The sequence below is a fragment of the Lentihominibacter faecis genome (assembly GCF_014306095.1).
GTDB classification, from domain to species: domain Bacteria; phylum Bacillota; class Clostridia; order Peptostreptococcales; family Anaerovoracaceae; genus Lentihominibacter; species Lentihominibacter faecis.
This window is the reverse complement of the sequence record NZ_JACRWC010000039.1, coordinates 31,612-53,587: the sequence shown is the minus strand read 5'-3', so window position 1 is coordinate 53,587 and position 21,976 is coordinate 31,612. Positions and strand designations below refer to the sequence as shown.

Below are 21,976 nucleotides of genomic sequence, written 5' to 3'. Positions count from 1 at the left end.
CAATCTTTGCAGTCTGGAGAGTATAAGCGTATGAGCAATGAAAAAATCCTGATCGTAGATGATGAAAAAGAAATGTGCCTGCTGGTCAAATCGTTTTTAGACAATGAGCAGTTTCAGACGTATACGGCATACGATGCGACTTCGGCGCTGGAGCTGCTGGAATCGGTGGAGCCTGACCTGATCCTTCTGGATATCATGCTTCCCGATATCAGCGGTGTAGACCTTTGCCTGCAGATCCGAAATAAAGTGGCGGCACCCATTTTATTTATGAGCTGTAAATCCGAGGAAATCGATAAGATCATCGCTCTGTCGGTAGGCGGAGATGACTATATCACAAAACCTTTTAATTCCGGGGAGCTGATTGCCCGTATCAAGGCTCATTTGAGAAGAGAGCGAAGGGCTCGCCAGGCAGAAGCAGAGCGAAATCCCGTCTATGAATGTCGTGGACTCGAGGTGGATGAAACTGCCAGAACTGTGCAGCTGGACGGTCAGCCTGTGAATGTGACGACCAAGGAATTCGATATCCTGCTTACACTGATCCGCAGCCCAAAGAGGGTGTTCAGTATGGATCAGCTATTTGAACTGGTCTGGAAGGAAGAAAGCCTTGCGGGAGACAGCCGGACCATCATGGTCTATATCAGCAATATTCGCAAGAAAATAGAGAAAGAAGATCAGAAATTCATTTACAACATCCGGGGCGCCGGATATAAATTTCATGACGAGGTAACAGTTCGCAGCCGGTAAGCATTTGCTTCCGGCTTTTTTCTTAAGCCCTTTTTAGCATCTCTTAAGAATTCTTAAGCCCCCTTATAGGGAGCGTTAAGAAAATAACGATATGATAGGGACAGAACTTATCAATCACATTTATCTGAAAGGAGATGCGAACAAGATGAAAAATCGTATTCTTACTATCATCATCGGTTTTATCGTTCCCTTCTGTGCAGTGACGGTATGTTTCCCGCTGTACAACCGGATCGAACCATTTGTATTAGGATTTTCCTTTAACTACTTCTGGATTTTCACCTGGATGTTCCTGACTTCTCTGTGTCTGCTGATCGCATTCAAGCTGGATCCTCTTAACAGAAAAGACGCCAGAGAGCTGGAAGCAAAGAAAATGGACGAAGTGAAAGCTCTTATTGCGGCTGACGAAAACGAGGAGGTGAAGAAATAATGGCATTTGCAATCTTTGCACTGATTCTGATCGCTTCCCTGGTGATCGCGATCCTTTCCAAGCGGGGCGCAGTAAGCTCTGACATGGGAGATGTTATGACTGCAGGAGGTTCCTTCGGGGCATTCCTGGTATTCTTTATTTCGGTAGGCGAAATTTACAGTATCGGTACCATGATCGGTACGCCGGGCTCCATTTATGCTAACGGTGCTACTTACGGACTGTGGTTCATCTGCTACATTCTGCTGGCATACTGCGTAGGATATTTCATGAACCCTGCCATCTGGCGTATGGGACAGCTGTCCGGCGCAACCTCCATCGGCGACGTTATCGGCTGGAGATATAACAGTAAAGCACTGCAGGTAATCGTAGCGATCGTAGCGATCATCTTCCTGACACCGTGGATCCAGAACCAGTTCTCCGGGATGGCGATCCTCTTCGAATACCTCAACATCGGAGTAAGCTTCATCGCAGCAGTTGTTATCGCAACGGTCCTGGCATTCATTTACATCGCAGTTGCCGGCATCCGCGCTCCGGCATGGGTAAGCGTTATGAAGGACATCCTGCTGGTATGTTCCATCATCGTAGTAGGTGTTGCAGCTATCGTAAAGATGCCTGGCGGCGTTGGCGGTATTTTCCACAAGGTGGCTGATACCCATCCGGAACAGCTGATCATCTCTACGAAACCGGGCGAAACCAATGTAGAATTCACCATGTCCACGATCCTGTTCCAGATGCTGGGATTCTACATGCTGCCGATTTCCTTCCAGGCGCTGCTGACAAGCAAGAGCGACCATACGCTGCGTAAAAATTCTATCCTTATGCCGCTGTACATGATCATGTTCCCGTTCCTGGTGATCGCAGCCTACTATGCAGTAGCACAGATCCCGAATCTGGAAAACAGTGACTGGTCTCTGCTGGCTATCGCTGTAGATACTCTGCCAAACTGGATGATCGGTGTTATCGCAGGCGGCGGTGCACTGACAGCGATCCTGGTAATGGCTATGTCAGCTCTGTGTGTTGGCGGACTGTTCTCCAAGAACATCATGGGTGTGATCAAACCGGATCTGGAAGAAAAGAAGATGACTTCCCTGGTTCGTGTTGTAACAGCAGTATTCCTGATCGCAGGTGCCATCGTAGCACTGTACTTCCCGGCACTGATGGCTAACGTAACGACCATCGCTTACGGCGGTCTGTCCCAGACATTCATCGCGGTCATACTGGGATTCTTCTGGAAAAAGGCCAACAAATACGGCGTCGGTTCAGGAATCGTTTGTGGTGTTCTCTCCTATGCGTTCATGCAGCTGGGAATGGGCGGTGCAGCAGGTATGCCGTTCGGCTTCAACCCTGGATTCTATTCGATGGCCATCAACCTGATCGTTACGGTAGTAATCAGTATCGCAACGACAACAGACGAAACCACGCTGAAGAGATTCGAGTACTATCAGATGACAAAAGTAGTCAAGAAGGCTAAGCTCATCGAGAAATAAATAACAGTATGCTCTTTTTTACTCAAAGAGATAGAAGTAAGCAAAAGTGAATCAGAGGAAGCGTAACGCCGGAGGCGGATCCTGCAAAGGATCCTGCAAAGGGCGCTGCGCTTTCTCTGCGTTATGGAGAAATTTTCTGTAGTGGAGTGGCTATTTCTCTGCGTCCTCACTCTTCTCTCCCCATCGCATTCTCCATCCGATAAAGGTCAGGACACACAGGGCGATCCACAATGCGAAGACGAACAGGTAGAGGATCGGGATGTGGGCGATGTTCAAGTGACTGTGATCCAGAAGGATGATCAGCGGACCGCCCATCAGAACGAAACTTGCGATAATGGCGATCCAGAGGGTTTTCAGGTTTTTCTGTTTCGACGGTTTTATCTCCGCTTTCGGTTCCGGCATTCTCTCTTCTGCTATGCTCCCCTTTGCTTTTCGACTGCGATACATACTCATCCCGAAGTACAGGCATGCATTGCATATAAGTCCGATGAGACCGGGACTGACCGGAAGTACGAAAGGCTGCCATAAAGAGAAAAGAAAGGTCACTGCCAGACCGAAAAGAAGACCGGACAGCGCGCTCCGGGCGTCCCTCTTTTCCCAGAACAGGCCGCCCACCGCAGGAACTGCCAGCTGAATGATCCCGCTGAATGCCAAAAAAGCAGTTTGAAAAATCGTGGAAAGATTGCCAAACAGAAGCAGCAGATATGCCAGCATCGCGATCAGCAGAATAAAGCCCTTTGCAGCAAGGATCAGATGCTTTTCCGGAGCTTTTCTGTGAAAATAAGTCTTATAAATATCCAGCGTCAAAATCTCTGAAATCGAGTGCAGCTGTGAGTTGGCCGTAGAAAGACATGCCGCAGCGGCACAACAGATGATGAACGCCATCAGCACGGGAGGCAGATATTTGATCAGCATGGCAGGGAGGATATAATCCGATGCTCCCGGATAGTCCGGCTCAAGCACAGCAGCAGCATTTCCGGCCAGCATGGTTCCCAGGTACGCCAGCGTGGCGATGCTCAGCAGGAACGGCATGGCATCAAAGGTCCGGCTTTTTTTTACCGCATAAGTGCGGATCCAGATCTGAGGCATCATCAGTTCTCCGAGAGGCATGATGACCAGCAGCGAAAACCAGAATCCTGCGCCAAGAGTCCCGTTCACGACCGCAGGCAGATGCAGATTCTCAGGATGAGTCTTTGCAAGCTCCGAAAACGTTTCGCCCACGCCGCCCGTCATGTGGATGAACAGAATGCCTATGAGAAGCATACCGGAGAAGATCATAATGGAATACAAGGCGTCAGTCCATGCGATGGCGCGCAGACCGCCGGACCATATGTAGAGGATCATGATCATAAAAAACAGCAGTGCACTGATGCGCCAGGGGATGAGCCCGTTAGTCGCCATCTCAATGATGATGCCGCCGCCCAGAAACTGAACGGAAATATAAGGGATCGAAAGGCCGACCATCAGCAGGATGGCCGCTATATCCAGAGGGCGGGAGTGATATTTATCGTGAAAAAAATCAACAGGAGTACGGTAGTTCCGCAGACGGCTTTGCAGCCACAAGGGCTTGCCGAACACACAGAAAAGGATGCCGAAGAGCACGTTCCAGCCCAGTGCGATCCAGTAAAGCGGTCCCTGGGTGTAAAAGGAAGATGTGGATCCCAGAAATGCGAAGGAACTCCACCATGTGGCATAGATCGTACAAAAGGACAGCGCCGTTCCCAGCGATCGGTTGCATAAAAAGAAATCGGAGATCGTTGAGACGGATCTGTTGGCCGCCGTCGATCCGATCAGCAAAGGAACTCCTGCAAAAATCAGAATGATAATAAGGCTGATATTGTTCTGTATCATATCGAAAAGTGCTGATATTGACATAAATTTCTCCCGTATGCTATAGTCAACATATATTATATCATAACACAACAGGTGATCCTATGAACAAGTATTTTTGGACATGGCTTCTAAGCTGTGCCTGCTACGCAGCGGGCATTATCATACTGGTGGTCGTAAACACGACGAACGTTCGGTCAGTCGCATACCTCAGCAGTGAGGTATGCCAGGTGGCGGCATTGGTAGGAACGGTGTATGCCTGCAATACCATCAAAAATATTCCGCACCATTATTTCGCATTAAAATACGGGATCATCTGCATTGGATTCTTCACTGTCTATATGTACTATTACGGCGTGACGCAGGGGGTTTACGTATTGCTGCTGGTGTTCAAGCTGGTGGCCGTCATTATGATCCTGTACATTATTTTAGTGAAATGGGATTTTCAGTTTATTATCAAAGTGCTGGGGCTGCTGGTGTTCGGCGCCAGTGGCCTGTTTTTATCTCTTTACGATTTCCTTATTTACGGCAATGAAAACACCCCGCAGGTGATCTTGTGGCTTTGCGCAGGGATGTTCCTTCTGATGGTGCAAAATGTAAGCTTTGCGGTTCTTTATCGTCTGCAGATGCGTAACGAGGAGTCACTAAAAGAAGACTACCTTTCGGAGTTTGCGGAAACGTCTCAGGACATCATCTTTTATTATGTGCTTGTCCCGTATCCGCGGTTTTCTCTGGTAAGCCCTGCGGCGGAAACGCTGCTGGGATATACACCGCAGGACTTTTACAACAACAGCAAGCTTCACGTAGAGATCGCACTGGAGGATGATCGTCAGCTGATGGAAGAGCTGCTTGGAGACGCTGATGACTGCTTTAAGGACTGCATCGTTACGGTGGAATCGAAAAATGGCGAGATCTTGAACCTCCAGTGTCTTGTGACCAGAAAAAAAGCAGGTGGCAGAGTCGTTGCCGTGGAAGGCGTGTTCAGGGATGTGACAGAGCGGATCGAGGCGGAACGCAAGATCGCAGAAAACAACAAGAACCGGCAGCTGATGCTGTCCTATATTTCCCATGACTTAAAAACGCCGATCACCTATATCCAAGGGTATTCCGAAGCTATCCAGAAAGGCGTCATCCGGACCGAGGAAGACCGGAACAAAGCTGTTGATACCATTGCAAACAAGGCCAGATCCCTGACTCGACTGGTGGATGATATCTCCATGCTCAGCAAGCTGGAAGCTAACCGGTTCCACTATGAATTCGAGAAGATCAGCTGCAAAGATCTGGTCGAACAGATCTACGCGTCCCACATAGATGATTTTCATGAAAGCGGCAGCGAATTCGCTATGGAAAACCGGGAGTTCCGCTTTGCCGTAGAAGGCGGAATCAAAGAGGATGACTTTGTGCTTGCTGACGTGAAGCGGATCGAGCAGGTTTTTGAGAATATTTTCAACAATGCAGTCAAGGCGACGGAAGAAGGCGGGATGATCGCTGTAAACTGCGGCATCGACAGGGATGCCGGAAACTTTTATGTTTCTGTGACAGACGATGGTGTCGGCATTTCATCGGAAGATCTCAAGCACATCTTTGAAAACTTCTACCGCAGTCCGCAGACGAAAAAACGCCGGGGCGGCAGCGGTCTGGGACTCAGTCTTTCGGAACAGATCATCCGTGGTCACGGCGGCAAAATAACGGTAACATCAGAAGAAGAGCGAGGAAGCTGCTTTGTTTTTTCCCTGCCGCTGTTTACGGAAGCCGTCTAACTATGGTATAATACTATGTTGAATTATATTCAGAGGAGAAAACTGTATGAATGAGGTAAAACGACCGAAAAAGCCGTTGTTTTTCTACTATACGATCGTTATGCTGCTGATTTTACTCGGTAACCTGGTTCTGATGCCATGGATGCAGCAGCGTCAGGTCGAGGAAGTGGATTACAGCAAGTTCATTTCCATGACTGAAAACAAACAGATCGGCAAGGTGGAGATCAAGGCGCAGGAAAACGAAATCATATTTACAGATAAAAAAGACAAGGACATCATATATAAGACCGGCATGGTAAATGATGATGAACTGACGAAACGACTGTACGAATCCGGTGCGAAATTCTCCGGCGAGATACAGCGGCAGACTTCCCCGTGGGTGTCCCTGCTGATGTACTGGGTGCTGCCGATCGTCCTCTTTATATTCCTGGGACGGTACATGTCGAAGAAGATGATGGACAAGGCCGGTGGCAACTCCATGATGTTCGGTATGGGTAAGAGCAACGCCAAGATCTACGTCAAATCCTCCGAAGGGATCAGGTTTGACGACGTGGCAGGAGAAGATGAGGCCAAGGAAAATCTCGCAGAGATCGTGGAATATCTTCACGATCCGAGCAAGTACAGAGAGATCGGAGCTTCCATGCCGAAGGGCGTACTGCTGGTAGGCCCTCCGGGAACCGGTAAGACCATGCTTGCAAAGGCGGTGGCAGGGGAATCCAACGTGCCGTTTTTCTCCATGTCCGGTTCGGAGTTTGTAGAAATGTTTGTCGGCATGGGTGCGTCTAAAGTGCGCGATCTTTTCAAGCAGGCCAAGGAAAAGGCTCCGTGCATCGTCTTTATCGACGAGATCGACGCCATCGGACAGAAGCGTGACGGCAGAGTCATGGGCAACGATGAACGGGAGCAGACGCTGAACCAGCTGCTGACCGAAATGGATGGCTTTGAAGAAAACAACGGGGTCATTTTGCTGGCCGCGACCAACCGTCCGGAATCCCTGGATCCTGCACTGCTGCGTCCGGGTCGCTTTGACCGGAGAGTTCCGGTAGAACTGCCTGATCTCAAAGGCAGAGAGGATATCCTGAAAGTCCATGCGAAGAAAGTGCGTATGGATAAACACGTGGACTATCAGAAGATCGCGCGCATGGCATCTGGTGCGTCCGGTGCGGAGCTGGCTAACATCGTCAATGAAGCGGCACTGAGAGCCGTGCGGGACAACCGGCATCATGTGACACAGGAAGACCTGGAAGAAAGTATCGAAGTGGTCATCGCAGGATATCAGAAGAAGAATGCGATCCTTACGGATAAAGAAAAACATATCGTGGCTTATCACGAAATCGGACATGCTCTCGTGGCAGCTAAGCAGAGCCATTCTGCACCGGTAGAAAAGATCACCATCGTGCCACGCACATCAGGCGCCCTTGGGTATACCATGCAGATCGATGAGGGCAATCATTATCTGATGAGCAAGGAAGAGATCGAAAATAAGATCGCGACCCTGACCGGCGGACGGGCGGCAGAAGAAACCCGGTTCGGCTCCATCACGACGGGAGCGTCCAACGACATCGAGCAGGCGACCAAACTGGCAAGAGCCATGATCACGCAGTACGGCATGAGCAGCGACTTCGACATGGTTGCGATGGAAACGGTCAACAACCAGTATCTGGGCGGAGACACATCTTTAAGCTGCTCGCCGCAGACGCAGCAGGAAATCGATCGAGCAGTAGTAGAGATCGTGCGAAAGCAGCATAAAAAAGCCTGTGAGATCCTGGAAGAAAACCGGGAGAAGCTGGACGAGCTTGCAAAGTATCTTTATGAAAAAGAGACGATCACAGGCGAAGAATTCATGCACATTCTAAAGGGAAATAAGGAAAAGGAAACGGAAGGCAAAGGAAAATAGAATGTATCTTTTGATGATATTGTTTATAACAGTAGTTGCACCATTTCTGGTGATGCCTCGCTACATTACAAAGGGCGGGAGAAACCCGTATGACGTGGTGCTGATCAGTGTGATCACCATTTGTGCAGCAGCAGCCGTGATATTCATGGGAGCATCCATGGTGGGAGACGGTGTGCTGTCGCAGCTCCACGGGTCGATAGAAGAGATCTCTAAGGCAGCAGCTCAGGATCCAACGGTCATCAAAGCGCTGAAACTGGAGTCGCACGACATGGCAGAACGGGTCAAGCTTCTGACGGCAGTCTACGATGAAGCGCTGAAATTGATCCCGGCCTGCATCATGATCCTGTCATGCCTGACTTCGTACATCGCATATTTGATTTTGAGCAAATCCCTGTCACGGCGCGGAGAAGTGAACAAAATGCCGCGGTTCAGGGAATTCGATATGCCGAACACAGCCGTATTCGTGCTGGTGGCCATTTACATGATCGTATGGCTGGCGACGATGACCGGATCGGTAGAAAACAGCGCGTTTTATACTAATATGGATCTGCTGTTCGACTTTGTCATGTACCTGCAGGGCGCTTCGGTGATTTTCATGCTGTTTTATGTAAAGCACATACCGAAGGGTTTTGCGCTGGCTCTGACCATTGTTCTGTGGAATATTTACATGGGCAGGAGCATCATCGTTATGCTGGGAATATTCGACCTTATTTTCAGCTTTAAATACAGACTGCTGTATCACGAAAGCAAGAAGCGACGGTAAGAGGAGTTAGTACAATGTATGTAGGAAGAGTGGAAAAACTGTTGGCACATTATTCGCAGATCCCCTTGTGTTTTGTAAATCTCAACGGGAAGATCACACGGGCGAGCAGTAAGATCGCAGAGGTGTTCAAGTACGATGGGATCATCGGCAGGGACATTTTCGAGTTGACACGGATCAGGCCGGCGGAATTGATCGAGGCAGCACAAAACGAAACAAATCTGTACCTGGACAGCAATGACAAATCGTTTAAGATCCTGAGTGAATTCATCGGAGAAGGAGAAACAGCCAGCATCATGATGAGCTTCATCGATGTGACTTCGTATGAAGTGCTCAAGGATATGTACAACGACGAGAAGGCATGTATCGCAGTCATCAACGTAGATAATTTTGATGAACTGACAGCCAGCGCAGGAGACGAGCGGGAACTGGCGATCTCCACAGAGATCGATCGCCTGATCCGCGGCTGGGGAGAAAAACTTGGCGCAGCAGTAGTGCGGTATCGTGAGCATCTCTATGAGATCTGCCTGACCCACGGGAATCTGCAGAGACTGGTGGATGATAAGTTTTGCATCCTGGATGAAGCCAAGGAAATCGAAACGGAAGCGGACTTCCCTGTGACCCTCAGTATCGGAGTGGGCATCGGCGGCAAGACGCTGGCAGACTGTGAAACCTACGCGGAAGACGCCCTGGATCTGGCACTGGGACGCGGAGGCGATCAGGCTATCATCAAGAACATCAAGAACTTCGAATATTATGGGGGCAAATCCCAGAGCGTGGAGAAGAGCAATAAGGGAAAATCCCGGATCATCGCTCACGCGCTGAAACTGCTCATCAGCCAGTCTTCCCGGATCTTCGTCATGGGACACAGAAACCCGGATATGGACAGCTTCGGAGCTTCTCTGGGGATTTATCGGATCGCCGAAAGCATGGGCAAGGAAGCCTATGTAGTCCTGGGACCTTATAATGATGCGCTGACAGCGATTGCTGATGAAGCCAAGGAAACGGGATATTATGAATTCGTTTCTCCGGAAAAGGCTCTCAATCTGGTAGACGAGAATTCCCTGGTGGTCGTGGTGGATGCTCACCGTCCGATCCTGGTGGAATCGAACGCGCTGATCATGAAAGTAGGCCGGACTGTGGTCATCGACCATCACAGGCGTGCAGAAGACTGCTTCTCGGATCTGCTTCTTTCCTATATGGAATCGTATGCATCGTCGGCCTCCGAGCTGGTGACAGAGATCATACAGTACGCCTGTGAAAAACGGACACTGACGAATATGGAAGCGAACGCGCTGCTGGCAGGCATCATGGTGGATACCAACCGATTTGCTGTAAAGGCGGGTGTGCGGACTTTCGAGGCGGCGTCCTGGCTGCGGCGTGCAGGAGCCGACCTGGAGCATGTACGGCGGTATTTCCAAGCGAATACTGAAAGCTTCAAAGTGCGGGCTATGTGCATTGCCAACGCCCAGTTCTTTGACGGAGGGATCGCTATGTCCATCTGTCCGGGACAGAACCCTAATTCCCAGATACTCAATTCCCAGGTGGCGGATGAGCTTTTGACCATCCGGGGCATCCGTGCAAGTTTCGTCGCCGGACAGAACGAGTATGGCAAAACCGTTGTCAGCGCCAGGTCTTTAGGGGATGTCAACGTGCAGGTCGTGATGGAAAAATTCGGCGGCGGCGGGCATCTCAATACTGCGGGAGCGCAGGTGGAGATGTCTCCGGAAGAGATCCTCATCCGCATCCGCGAAGCGTTAAATGAAAAAAATTCTTAGGAACTTCACATTAGGAGGATAAAATTATGATAGTTATTTTAATGAAAGATGTAAAGGGGTCCGGTAAAGCGGGAGATGTAGTAAAAGTAAGCGACGGTTATGCCAGAAATATGCTGCTGCCGAAAGGACTTGCCAAGGAAGCGACCGAAGGAAACATCCGCAGTCTGGAAAAGCAGAAAGCGATCGCAGCAGAAAAGCTGGAAGAACAGAAAGCTGCAGCTAAGGAAATGGCTGCGAAACTGGAAAAAATAACCTTAAAGATCGAATCCAAGGGAGGGGATTCCGGCAAGCTGTTCGGATCCATCACTTCCAAGGATATTGCGGAAGCACTGGAAAAACAGGAAGGCATGAAGATCGACAAGAAAAAGATTGAAATGAAGACCCCGATCAAGCAGGCGGGAGAAACAGAAGTGACGCTGAAGCTGTTCACTGAGATCTCCGCACAGCTGAAAGTATCGGTTACCATAGCATAGAGCAAAATCACCGGAGGTGATTTTGCAGACAGAAGGGAACATATATGGAAGGAAGAGTACCTCCACACAGTGCGGAGGCAGAGAAATCTGTACTGGGGGCTGCCATGCTTTCCAAGGATGCACTTTTTGACGTGATGGAGGTTGTGAAACCGGCTGATTTTTATGATGAAAATCACAAGGAGATCTTCCAGGCCATGATCGACCTGAATCGCAAGAATGCACCTGTGGATGCGCTGACAGTCGCAGAAGAATTAAAAAAGAGAAACAGCCTTGAAATGGTGGGTGGCAGAGCATATATCGCATCTTTGTCCTCCATGACGCCGACCACATCCAATGCCATGGAGTACGGCAGGATCGTGGCAGAAAAGGCTTCTGTGCGCCGGCTTATCGAAACGGCGGATGATATCGTGACCAAGGGTTATGACGGAACGATGGATGCCAACCAGATGCTGGACTACGCAGAAAGCGGGATATTCGAGATATCACAAGCCCGGCAGAAGGGACAGTATTCTCATATCCGGGATGTGCTGGTAGAAAACCTGGCCATCATCGACAGAGCAGAACAGATGGACGGTGGTCTTACCGGGATCACCACAGGATTTTCCAAGCTGGACGAAATGACGTCCGGTATGCAGAAATCCGACCTGATCATCCTGGCAGCAAGACCTGCCATGGGAAAGACGGCGTTCGCCCTGTCTCTGGCGCGTAATGCCGCGGTCAAGGGGAAAGCGTCTGTGATGATCTTCAGTCTGGAAATGGCTAAGGAGCAGCTCACCCAGAGACTTCTTTCGATGGAATCCAAGGTCGATCTGCAGACCTTGAAAACAGGACGTCTGGAACGCCGGGACTGGGATGATCTCAACGTGGCGCTGGATATTCTGTCAAACAGCAATATACATATCGATGATACAGCAGGGATCAGTATCATGGAGATGAAGAGCAAATGCCGCCGTCTCAAAGCGGAGGCAGGTCTCGATCTTGTGATCATCGACTATCTGCAGCTGATGAATCCGGAGGGCAAGGCGGATTCCAGAACACAGGAGATCTCTGTGATCTCCCGTAACTTAAAACTCCTTGCCAGAGAGCTGGACTGCCCGGTCCTGGTGCTGTCCCAGCTTTCCCGAGCACCGGAACAGAGAACGGATCACCGGCCGATGCTTTCCGACCTGAGAGAATCAGGTTCCATCGAGCAGGATGCCGATATCGTTATTTTTCTGTACCGGGATGAATATTATAATAAAGAAGATACCGAAAAACCAGGGGAGTGCGAGGTCATTGTGGCCAAGCATCGAAGTGGACCTACGGGCAGTGTAGATGTGGCATGGATCGAGCGCTACACCCAGTTTAAAGATAAAGCGTCAGGAAATATTCCGGATGCCGGAGGGATGTTTTAATGACTTTCAGACGGGAGAAGATAAAGGATTATTTTCTGCTGGATACAAGCGTGGAAAATCTGTTTATCAATGAATACATGGCGGCTGCACCAGGGGACTTCGTTAAAGTCTACCTGTTCGCACAGATGTATGCGGATCTGGGGCAGGAGATCACCAATGAGGAGATCGCCAAGTATTTGTCGATGGAGCATGAGGATGTACTGCGAGCCTGGACCTACTGGGAGAAGATGGGTGTGATCCGCAAGATCCGTCGTGAATCAGCGGATAAATTCGATTACGACGTAGAGTTTGTGCTGTTAAAAGAGCAGTTCTACGGTGACAAAGAATCGAAACGTCCTGTCGGTCTGGATCAGAGCATGCAGGCAGCCATGGGAGACAAGGAGATCCAGGAAATGTTCCAGGCGATCGAAAAGGCCAGCGGCAGTGTGCTCAGCGGCACGGAAATGCTGGAGATCGTATCCTGGATCAACGATTTCAATGCGACGCCGGAGGTGATCGCCTACGGCTATGCCTATTGTGTCAAACGCAAGAAAACAAATATCAAATATATCGCAGCAGTGATCAATGGCTGGACTCAGAGAGGTTTTCAGGACGTGGCTGCTGTCGAAAAATACTTGAGCGAAGCGGACAAAAAAAACCATATGTACAAGCGGATCTTTCAGGCTCTTGGCTTTTCGCGCAATGCGACGGAGCAGGAGCGGAAGATCATGGATACGTGGTTTGAAGAAATGGAGTTTTCGCTGGATAAGGCTCTGGAGGCCTGTTCCAAGACGACAGGCATCGCTAATCCTAATATCAACTATGTCAATAAAGTGTTGGTCAACTGGTATGAAGAACGGACCGGCAAGGACAAGAGCGGTAAGCGCAAGGAGCTGACCCTCACAGAAATCTCGCAGTATTACGAAACACTGCGCCATAAAGAAGAAAAAGAAGCCGAGGCACATCGCAGAGAAGTATATGCGAAAGTGCCGCGGATCAAGCAGATCGATGACGAGCTGGCTGCAGGAAGCCGTGAGCTTTCTCGCATTATCATCTCCGATACGGTCGATAAAAGGGAAGCCTCGGAACGGATCAAAGAGACCGCGAGCACCCTCAATACAGAAAAAGCGTTCCTGCTTACAGACAATGGATTCGAGCTGGATTATATGGATATCCACTACGAATGTCCGCTGTGTAAAGATACGGGAATGCTTGAAACAGGAGAAAAATGTCAATGCTTTGGAGAAGTAAGTCGAACAAAAATAGAACAGCTCATGCAGGAGTAGAGCCGGCAGGTGACAGCGGTCAGCAGCCGGATACTGCAAAGCCTGCTCCGCAGGCGGAGCAGGGGGTTCCTCAGCCGGGAGCACCGCAGCAGCCGGGCGTTCCTGAAGGGAATAGCACTGCCGGATCTGTAACGGGAGCACCGCAGCAGACCGGAGCGCCAACAATAGCGCCGGGAGCGGGAGCACCGCAGCACCATACGGTGGATGATGCGCTGAAACAGGCAAACCGCCCGACTCGAAAGGAAATGCTGGCGCAGATGGCAGAAAGCGAAGAAGGCCGAGCAATGCTGAAAAAACTTCAGGGACTGCGCAGCAGCATGGATTCCCTGAAAAAACAGCAGGCCGGAGATCCGATCGGAGCCGCGCAGCGTGTGGAGCAGCAGATCCATGAGCAGCAGCCTTTGCAGAATGTGCAGTCTGTACAGAAGGGGAAGTCGTCAGAGATGCCGGGTGCTCCGGGAGCACGGGGCGGCGTGACGCCTGCTGCGGACAAAGAGGAGATCCGTGCGGCAGAACAGGCCGTTATCAAAGGATTTCAGGAAGATATGCAGAAAAAACAACGCCGGGAAGAAGAGGCGAGAAAACGTCAGCTGCAGATCGAGGCGGAGCACCAGAAAGCCCTGGAAGCAGAAAAGCGTGCTGCGAAAATCAGTGAAGAGGCAGAGCGGAAACGTCTGGAAGCACTGGAGGCGGAAAAAAAGGCCAAGGAAGTCGCTCGTAAGAAAGCTTTGGAGGCCATGGAAGCGGAGCGTAAGGCACGAGAAGAGGCGGAAAAACACAAGGTTGGTAGCGTTCCGGTCAAGAGCACTGTCGGAGAAGCAACAGACATGGCGTCGCCGGAAGAAAAAGCCGCTTTTTTTGGAGAAACAGCGAAAATCTCCGGGGAGACGAAGGAAGAACAGCTGGAATCGCTGAAGGAGAATTTACAGCACCAGCAGAAACGGCAGGAAAAAGTATTCGATGCCATTTCTTCGATCGCCGGAAAACATACAGAAAAATTATCGGAAAGCCAGAAAGCCAAGGTGGAAGAACTGGTACAGATGCAGGAACAGGTTTCTCAGGAGCAGAAACTGAGACTGCAGATGCAACAGCTGAAAACGGCGCAGGAAAAAGCGAAAGCTGAAGCTGTCATTCGTACAAGGGCAGAAAGGGCGCGGCTGAAGGCTGAGGAAAAACAGCGGCACAAGGAGGAAGTGCGGAAACACCGTCTGGAAAAGGTGGCCAGAAAACGTGCAGAGAAAGCACGGAAGCTGGAAGCAAAGGAGCGCCACAAACAGGAGAAGAGACGTCTTGCGGATGCGAAAACTCGTCTGGAAGAACAGAGCAAGGCCGACGCTGAGATGGGCGGCGGGATCGTAAATGTTCAGGGCGTACAGATCAAGACGAAGGTGAACAAGCATCCTACCTATTTGCTGCGAGACCTTTTAGGGATCAAGAGCAAGGCGGAAAAACAGGCTTCGACGGAAGAGGAACAGACGAAGCTGGCTGAAGAACGTCAGGAGCGTCAGGAAAAGGCCAGAGCGGCTGCTTATCTGCGGTCGATCCAGAGGAAGGCTGCGTATGAGAAGAGCAGGCTGGGGCAGAAACTGGAACGTCTCAAGCGTTATTCGGAAGATCACAAGAAGGGCATGCTGATGGTGTTTGCCATTGCGATGATGGCTGTAATGGGAGCTGCCGGAGTGTTGAATTACTGCACGGCGTATGAGTATTCCTACAACGGTCAGAAGCTGGGTCTTGTGAAAGAAAAGGATGATGTGCTGCAGATCACTGATCTGGTGCAGGGTGCTTTGACGGAAGAAAAGAATATGAAGATCGTCATCGATGCCAAGGATGATATCACATTCCATCGGAAGCTGGCTTTGGATGAATCGCAGATCGATAATTCCGAGCAGGTGCTGAAACGACTGACATACATGGGCGACCTGAAGGTAAAGGCAACTGGGATTTACGTGGATGGCAAAAAGATCGGCGCAGTTCAGGATCGTAAAACGGCAGAGAAAGCGCTTAAAGACGTCGCTGACAAGTATACGAAACAGGGAGATAATATCAAGGTCGAATCGGTTCGTTTCCTGGAAAAGGTTGATATCAAGACGGCAAACACCGACCTGGAAGATCTTCATTCAGAGGAAGAGATGGTAGATCTTCTCTGCACCAGCGGCGAGAAGGAAACCGTGCATAAAGTCGTAGCAGGAGATACGCTCCACAGCATCGCTAAGAAGTATGATGTGTGGGAGGATCAGCTGATGGAGGATAACAAGGGCATCAACTCAAAGAAGCTGGAAGTGGGCAGCAATATCATCGTAAAACAGCAGGCGCCGGTGCTGACCTACGAGGTGGTCGAAAAGATCACGTATGATAAGGTCATAGAGCATAAAGTGGAAGAGCAGAAATCAGCTGATATTTATGAAGGCATGACGGAAACGCAGCAGGCAGGAGCAGATGGGCTTTCGGAAATCACCGCTCGCGTTACGTTGCAGAACGGCAAGAAGGTGGAGGAAGAAGATCTGGTAACTACCGTGAAGGAAGAACCGGTCACAGAGGTCGTACTGGTAGGTACGAAGGAAAGACCGCCGACGGTGGGATCCGGCAAGTACATCTGGCCGCTTAAGGACGGCTTTACGCAGTCGTCCGGATTCGGATCGCGCTGGGGCAGACAGCATAAGGGTATTGACCTGGCTGTAAGCGTTGGAACGACAGTCTATGCCGCAGATGGCGGTACCGTTGTTGAAGCACAGTACAGCGGCTCCTACGGCAACGTGGTCATGATCGACCATCAGAACGGGCAGGAAACCAGGTACGCGCACAATAGTAAACTGCTGGTTAAGAAGGGCGATAAAGTCTACCAGGGACAGCCGATCGCCAAGTCGGGAAATACCGGCAGAAGTACCGGTCCACACGTGCATTTCGAGATCCGGTTCAACGGAGAACCAAGAAATCCGCTGAATTATCTGCCGTAGAGAAATCGCGGGGCAAGCATATTATAGTCGAAGAAACTGCATGAAAGGGCAATCGTGCCGGGTGAATAAAATCCGGTGCGGTTGCCCTTTTTCTTGCCAGCCGGTCCGCGGATGCTGGCGGGCCGGAGGTTGTTTTTAGTGATGCGTGACCCGGGAAATCATGAATTCCCAGATCACGAAAAAAAAGATCTTGATTTGGATTTCTTACTGCTTATGAGCTGTGCATTCATTCATGAATTCCCATTCTTCAAAATAAAACAGCAAACCGGGAACTGCTTTACAAGATATTTACAGCACAGAGAAAAACAGTTCCCAGAAAAACAGTTTTTATGTCATTTTAGGAATCATAACGAGTGCTGCGCATGAATCTTGAAACATTTACAGTATTAAACTTCCTATATGGCTTTAAAAAAATCAAATCTGGGAATTCATGATGCGAGCAAACATCTGAATCGAGAGATTAATTCCCAATTAGAGCAGATAATTTTCGATCTGGGAATTCAAGGATGAAATCAGCATACACAATAACTCATCTCATAGATTTGCTCGGCTATCGCCGGGATCAGATATCCCCCTATTCCTTTTCCAGCTGCCACCTTTGGATCACGACTTGTTTTTTTGAGGCTTTTGCCTCCACATTTAAATCATTCCCGCCTCCTGCCGGCACTGAGAAGTAAATCACGTTATCGATTTTTGTAACTTCGATGTCGCCCTGATCGGATTCGTAAACAGAGCGCCCGTTGAGGTTGGCTGAGGTTTCTCGCCGCTCCTGATAAAAGGATTCGATGATCTCCGACGCGGTCGATTCCGCTGCGAAGTATTCCTGGCTGCGGAATTTCGCTGCTTGAGCCTGTACCAGTTTTTGCTCTGCGGAGTAATAAGTCACCGCCGAAAAGCATGTCAGCAGAAAAATCAGCAGTGATATAAAAAGTGCTGTCGCGCAAATGCTCATGCTATTCAGTTGTCCGCGATTTTTATTTTGTCGCATGTTTTAGTAGCTCCCTGTTTTTCGGTGGTTGTTTTCTTCTGATTGATTCTGTGCAGGCCATTTTTTCTGACGCTCCTACTGCGCGATGCTTTTAAACTCCATCTTGTAAAACGCCTTTTTTCCCGCTTTCGTAAACCAGCTGATCTGCCAGCTGTCGCAACTGCCGTTTTTGCCGGGAGTCAGCAGGATCGGCACACGATATTTGTAATCGCTTTTTGATGATGGTTCAAACTTTTCCGTATAATATAGTGTTATAGAGTTTTCGGACACCTCCGCTCCGCGGTGCTCCGGCAAAAGCTCCGCCCCTGCTTTCGTGTCGCCGTCTGAGGCTTTCAGGACTTCTCCCAGTGAGTCAGTCTCCCTGACGACACGTTCCAGTCTTTCAGCCTGTGCAGCAACATTATCTGCTTTTACAAACATGCAGATGCTGACGGATAGTGCTGCCACGAGAAAAACAAAAATCGCCAGCAGGATAATCAGAACCCGGGTTTTTACAGAAATCTTCTTATTCATTTCCGCCTCCGATCCCCGGGATCCAAACCCGGCATACAGCCGAAGCCGATTCGCTCCGCATCGAAATTTCTAAAAGATCCGACCCGATAACTCGCGGATCCATCGACCGCAGCGGTGTGATCTTTTTTCCGTCCTTTGCAGAAACCGTCTCGCCGGATTTCACTGACGCCGAACGCAGATACCCATCTTCTACAAAGATCCAAAGTTCCCGATCCTCTCCGTTTTTTCGCTCCGAAAGAACCAGTGCCGAGATCTGTCCGCTCAGTGTCGCGATCCGAAGATCGCCCGCATCACTGCAGCTTCGTGCCTGCTTCTGCAGATATTCTGACGCGTAGCTCAGATCCTGCTGTGACTGGTCGCTGGCGGCAGTTCTGTAGATGAAAACTCCCAGTACCGCCAGGCATGCCGACGCTGCTGCAAAGATCCCGGCCACCACTACGACCAGAAGCATATGTGATTTTTTTCTGGAAATTTTCATGAAGCCACCATCCATTTCTGTTCTTAAATCACAGTATACCAAGTTCCGCCGGGCTTTGCAACGCTCGCCGCAGCTCTCCACGTTTTCACTCGAAACGCATAAAATAACCTGTTTTCTTCTGCAAAGAGTCCGCAGGGGATTTTTCGCAGTTAAACGTAATCTGGGTATCGAAAAAATAATGCGATAGCGAGTAAAAGGCGGGGATTAGGATATTTTCGCCATCACCTAATCCACTCGCCACCGGTAAAATAACTTTTAGCAGCATCCAGATCCCAATTTGCGGTATTTTACCGAAACCAAATACCCGAACTAATCCGCAAATCTGGTTCTGAATCCCACCCTCTCAGCATATTGTGAATCAGGAGAATGCATTCAGGCAATCGGCGGCTGTCGATTCAGGCGATCAGCGGTACCGATTCAGCGATCAGCAGCCATACCTCAGGCAGATGAATCCTGCCGCCGAAGACCTTAAAATCAGAAGGAGGAGCGCTATGGAAAATCACAGTGTTCAGATTGATAATCGCGAAAAAATGACGATCACGGACATTCGGGAGATCGACAGCTTTGACGAGGAGGAGATCCGGGCGTCGCTGCGACAGGGAGCGATGGTGATCCGTGGCGAGGATCTGCATATCCATATGCTGGACCTGACGGAAGGGACAGCGCAGATCACCGGCGTGATCCACTCCCTCATGTATGTGAAAGTCAAGGAAAAAGGCGATCGTGGATTTCTGGCAAAACTGATGAAATAACGATGCAGGTGACAGTGTTGATCATGGAGCAGGTGCGAACATTTACTGTGATGATGGCTGCTGGAGTTTTTGTGGAAAGCCTTTGGCAGATCCGCAGCTTGTTTCTGCAAAGGTTTCGCCGTGCCGGAGGGGATAGCCGGCAACTCCGACAGAGCCCCCGTGCCGGAGGGGATAGCCGGCAATTCCGACAGAGCCGCCGTGACGGAGGGGATAGCTGGCAATTCCAACAGAGCCGCCGTGTCGGAGGGGATAGCTGGCAATTCCGACAGAGCCGCCGTGCCGGAAGAGATAGCTGGCAACTCCGACAGAGCCACCGTGCCGGAGAGGGCGGATGGCAACCTGCGCACCCCTTGGCTCGCGCGATGGTCGAGATCCTCTTTTGGTCAGTAACCACCCTTATTATATCCATGTTTCTTTATTACTGCGCCTGGGGAAAGCCGTCCGTCCATGCAGGACTGGGATTTTTCACGGGTCTTTTGTTGTGGAAAAAAATGTGCTGTGCTATAATCAAAACATGGGAAAAAACAGACGAAGCAAAGAATTTAAAAATAACAGCCAGGTCATCGACATGGAGGAAGCCCGCGCCCGGCGGCAGCAAAAAAGGCGTGCAGAGAAAGAAAAAAAGGAAGAAAAGGAGCTGCGCGCCAAACAGCAGAACACCAGAGGCAAGCGAGCCATCCGCAGAAGCAAGACCCGGAGAAAAATAATAACGGGGATCACGATCGCGATCATCGTCCTTTTAGTGTTCCTGCTCGTTTTCAATATCATTTCGCTGAAAAAAGAGCAATATGATACAAAAAAAGAACAGCAGGCTCTGAAACAGCAGAAAGCAGAACTACAGAAAGAACTGGAAAACGCTGAAACGCCGGAAAACATCGAGGCGCAGGCACGGCAGCAACTACGCCTGATCAAGCCGGGAGAGGTACTTTATATGTTCCCGAGCGAGATCACAGACCGCGACGATTCCAGTACCGGCGGTCAGAAAGGGGACAGCAGCCAATGATGCAGGATAAAAACAAGGCAGTTTCCAGGATCGCAGCAGTTGCTCCTCTGCCTAAAATACGGGAGATCCTGGTCGTGGAGGGCCGGGATGACACGGCGGCAATCAAAAAAAGTGTTGACGCCATCACAATAGAAACACATGGATATGGTATAACAAATAAGACTTGGAAGCTGATCGAAGAAGCATACAACGGTCCCGGCATCATTGTCTTTACTGATCCGGACCACGCTGGTGAGCAGATCCGCCGCAGGATAATGGAGAAGTTTCCGGAGGCGAGACAGGCGTTTTTAGATCGCAAAGCCGCTACGAAGAAGGGCGATATGGCATCGAAAACGCAGATCCGGAAAGCATCAGAGAAGCTCTTCGAAAAGCACACGGTTCTTTTGATGCAAAACCGGCTGCGCCGGTTTTTTTGCAGAAAGATCTGCTGGATGCAGGGCTCATCGGACAAGCCGACTCGGCAGCGAGAAGAGAAAAACTGGGAAAGATCCTGGGGATCGGCTATGGCAACGGGAAGGTCATGCTGCAGCGGCTCAACAGCTTTGGAATAGAAAGAGACGCCTTCGAACAGGCGGTTCAGGAGTTATAGATGAAATTATATGCCCCCTCGACTATCGAGGCAATCAAGGAAAAACACAGGTTTCAGCTCTCGAAGAGCCTGGGACAGAATTTTATTACGGATAAACACGTGATCGAACGGATCGTAAAAGGCGCAGACCCGAGCGAAAAAGATCTGGTCATCGAGATCGGACCGGGGATCGGTGTACTGACGGCGGAGGCTGCTCAGCAGGCAGCGAAAGTCATAGCTATCGAGATCGACAGTAAACTCATCCCGATCCTGGGGGAGACTCTGGCAGAGTACGATAACGTTGAGGTCATCAATCAGGATATTTTGAAGACCGATCTCAATGGGATCATCGACGAGCAGGGGCAGCTGGGGAATTTCACCGGTGATGTGAAGATCATCGGCAATCTGCCATACTACATCACGACGCCGATCATCATGCACATTCTGGAAAACTCCATCCATGCAGAGAGCATAACGGTCATGATGCAGAAAGAAGTGGCTGACCGGATCAAGGCATCTCCGGGGAATAAAACTTATGGGGCGATTTCAGCTGCCGTTCAGTATTACTGTGAGGTGGAGCAGGTGATTTCCGTGCCGAAGGAAGTGTTCGTGCCGAGACCGAAGGTGGATTCTGCTGTGCTGAAACTTACCATACGAAAAGAAACGCCTGTCGACCTTATCGATGAAAAGGCTTTCTTTGCCTGCATCAAAGCTGGATTTGGTCAGAGACGAAAGACTCTTCTCAATTCGCTGACAGGTACTTACGGTCTTTCAAAAGACGAGATCCGCACTATTTTAGAAAAAGCAGGTATCGATCCGGTACGAAGGGCAGAAACTTTGGATATGAATGAATTTGCAGACATCGCCAATGGAGTCGCATCTGCAAAACAAACGATATAAAA

19 protein-coding genes and 1 pseudogene are annotated in these 21,976 nt (G+C 50.0%); 16 read left to right on the top strand and 4 right to left on the bottom strand.

The features are described 5' to 3' along the window. The first annotated feature begins 30 nt into the window (after positions 1-30). The 3 genes from H8876_RS02720 to H8876_RS02710 all read left to right on the top strand — a co-directional run bounded on the left by H8876_RS02720 (position 31) and on the right by H8876_RS02710 (position 2,658). Entirely contained in the window at positions 31-744 is a 714-nt protein-coding gene (locus tag H8876_RS02720; RefSeq protein WP_177265639.1) for a response regulator transcription factor, read from the top strand. Positions 745-889: 145 nt separating this feature from the next. Continuing rightward, on the top strand, positions 890-1,171 hold the full coding sequence (locus tag H8876_RS02715) for a DUF3311 domain-containing protein (protein ID WP_177265638.1): 282 nt from the start codon (positions 890-892) through the stop codon (positions 1,169-1,171). Further along, positions 1,171-2,658, top strand: coding sequence for a sodium:solute symporter family protein (locus H8876_RS02710; protein WP_249286421.1), 1,488 nt, complete (start codon positions 1,171-1,173; stop codon positions 2,656-2,658). The genes H8876_RS02715 and H8876_RS02710 overlap by 1 nt, the downstream gene beginning before the upstream one ends. A 150-nt stretch (positions 2,659-2,808) precedes the next feature. Here H8876_RS02710 and H8876_RS02705 read toward each other — a convergent pair whose 3' ends face one another. Then, complete coding sequence (locus H8876_RS02705; RefSeq protein WP_249286420.1) at positions 2,809-4,533, bottom strand: sodium:solute symporter family protein; 1,725 nt, start codon at positions 4,531-4,533, stop codon at positions 2,809-2,811. Between the two features lie 59 nt (positions 4,534-4,592). Here H8876_RS02705 and H8876_RS02700 point away from each other — a divergent pair, with 59 nt between their 5' ends. Genes H8876_RS02700 through H8876_RS02665 form a run of 8 tightly spaced genes read left to right on the top strand, consistent with a single transcriptional unit; the run spans position 4,593 to position 16,772 of the window. Then, positions 4,593-6,248 carry an MFS domain-containing histidine kinase gene (locus H8876_RS02700; protein ID WP_249286419.1) on the top strand — a complete coding sequence of 552 codons (1,656 nt, stop codon included), beginning with the start codon at positions 4,593-4,595 and terminating at the stop codon, positions 6,246-6,248. 46 nt (positions 6,249-6,294) lie between these two features. Continuing rightward, positions 6,295-8,145 carry an ATP-dependent zinc metalloprotease FtsH gene (gene ftsH / locus H8876_RS02695; RefSeq protein WP_249286418.1) on the top strand — a complete coding sequence of 617 codons (1,851 nt, stop codon included), beginning with the start codon at positions 6,295-6,297 and terminating at the stop codon, positions 8,143-8,145. 1 nt (position 8,146) lies between these two features. Further along, positions 8,147-8,908 carry a DUF2232 domain-containing protein gene (locus H8876_RS02690; protein ID WP_249286417.1) on the top strand — a complete coding sequence of 254 codons (762 nt, stop codon included), beginning with the start codon at positions 8,147-8,149 and terminating at the stop codon, positions 8,906-8,908. Between the two features lie 14 nt (positions 8,909-8,922). Beyond that, on the top strand, positions 8,923-10,683 hold the full coding sequence (locus H8876_RS02685) for a DHH family phosphoesterase (RefSeq protein ID WP_249286416.1): 1,761 nt from the start codon (positions 8,923-8,925) through the stop codon (positions 10,681-10,683). A gap of 26 nt (positions 10,684-10,709) precedes the next feature. After that, entirely contained in the window at positions 10,710-11,156 is a 447-nt protein-coding gene (gene rplI, locus H8876_RS02680; protein ID WP_177265520.1) for a 50S ribosomal protein L9, read from the top strand. Positions 11,157-11,200: 44 nt separating this feature from the next. After that, positions 11,201-12,550 (top strand): replicative DNA helicase, encoded by a 1,350-nt coding sequence (dnaB, locus tag H8876_RS02675; protein ID WP_249286415.1) that lies wholly within the window; start codon positions 11,201-11,203, stop codon positions 12,548-12,550. After that, on the top strand, positions 12,550-13,815 hold the full coding sequence (locus tag H8876_RS02670) for a DnaD domain protein (RefSeq protein ID WP_249286414.1): 1,266 nt from the start codon (positions 12,550-12,552) through the stop codon (positions 13,813-13,815). Before dnaB ends, H8876_RS02670 begins: the two co-directional genes overlap by 1 nt. Continuing rightward, positions 13,764-16,772 (top strand): M23 family metallopeptidase, encoded by a 3,009-nt coding sequence (locus H8876_RS02665; RefSeq protein ID WP_249286413.1) that lies wholly within the window; start codon positions 13,764-13,766, stop codon positions 16,770-16,772. Before H8876_RS02670 ends, H8876_RS02665 begins: the two co-directional genes overlap by 52 nt. Positions 16,773-17,346: 574 nt before the next feature. Here the strand turns inward: H8876_RS02665 and H8876_RS02660 are convergent. The 3 genes from H8876_RS02660 to H8876_RS02650 form a co-directional block, all read right to left on the bottom strand. After that, the gene (locus H8876_RS02660) at positions 17,347-17,760 is read right to left on the bottom strand and encodes a hypothetical protein (protein WP_249286412.1); all 414 of its coding nucleotides are present in this window, start codon (positions 17,758-17,760) and stop codon (positions 17,347-17,349) included. Between the two features lie 75 nt (positions 17,761-17,835). Next, a complete protein-coding gene (locus tag H8876_RS02655) occupies positions 17,836-18,273 on the bottom strand; it encodes a hypothetical protein (RefSeq protein WP_249286411.1) in 438 nt (145 codons plus the stop codon). Beyond that, positions 18,266-18,751, bottom strand: a complete 486-nt coding sequence (locus H8876_RS02650; RefSeq protein ID WP_249286410.1) for a DUF4860 domain-containing protein — start codon at positions 18,749-18,751, stop codon at positions 18,266-18,268. Before H8876_RS02650 ends, H8876_RS02655 begins: the two co-directional genes overlap by 8 nt. A gap of 491 nt (positions 18,752-19,242) precedes the next feature. Here H8876_RS02650 and yabP point away from each other — a divergent pair, with 491 nt between their 5' ends. The 5 genes and pseudogenes from yabP (at position 19,243) to rsmA (ending at position 21,974) form a co-directional block, all read left to right on the top strand. Beyond that, entirely contained in the window at positions 19,243-19,503 is a 261-nt protein-coding gene (yabP, locus tag H8876_RS02645; RefSeq protein ID WP_177265369.1) for a sporulation protein YabP, read from the top strand. A gap of 481 nt (positions 19,504-19,984) precedes the next feature. After that, on the top strand, positions 19,985-20,506 hold the full coding sequence (locus H8876_RS02640; protein WP_249286409.1) for an FtsB family cell division protein: 522 nt from the start codon (positions 19,985-19,987) through the stop codon (positions 20,504-20,506). Then, positions 20,503-20,721 (top strand): annotated as a pseudogene (locus H8876_RS10275) (toprim domain-containing protein); the annotation flags it as partial. The gene H8876_RS02640 and the pseudogene H8876_RS10275, both read left to right, overlap by 4 nt. 110 nt (positions 20,722-20,831) lie before the next feature. Then, positions 20,832-21,095 carry a DUF4093 domain-containing protein gene (locus tag H8876_RS10270; protein WP_417493136.1) on the top strand — a complete coding sequence of 88 codons (264 nt, stop codon included), beginning with the start codon at positions 20,832-20,834 and terminating at the stop codon, positions 21,093-21,095. Continuing rightward, positions 21,096-21,974, top strand: coding sequence for a 16S rRNA (adenine(1518)-N(6)/adenine(1519)-N(6))-dimethyltransferase RsmA (rsmA, locus tag H8876_RS02630; protein ID WP_249286407.1), 879 nt, complete (start codon positions 21,096-21,098; stop codon positions 21,972-21,974). Positions 21,975-21,976: the final 2 nt, after the last annotated feature.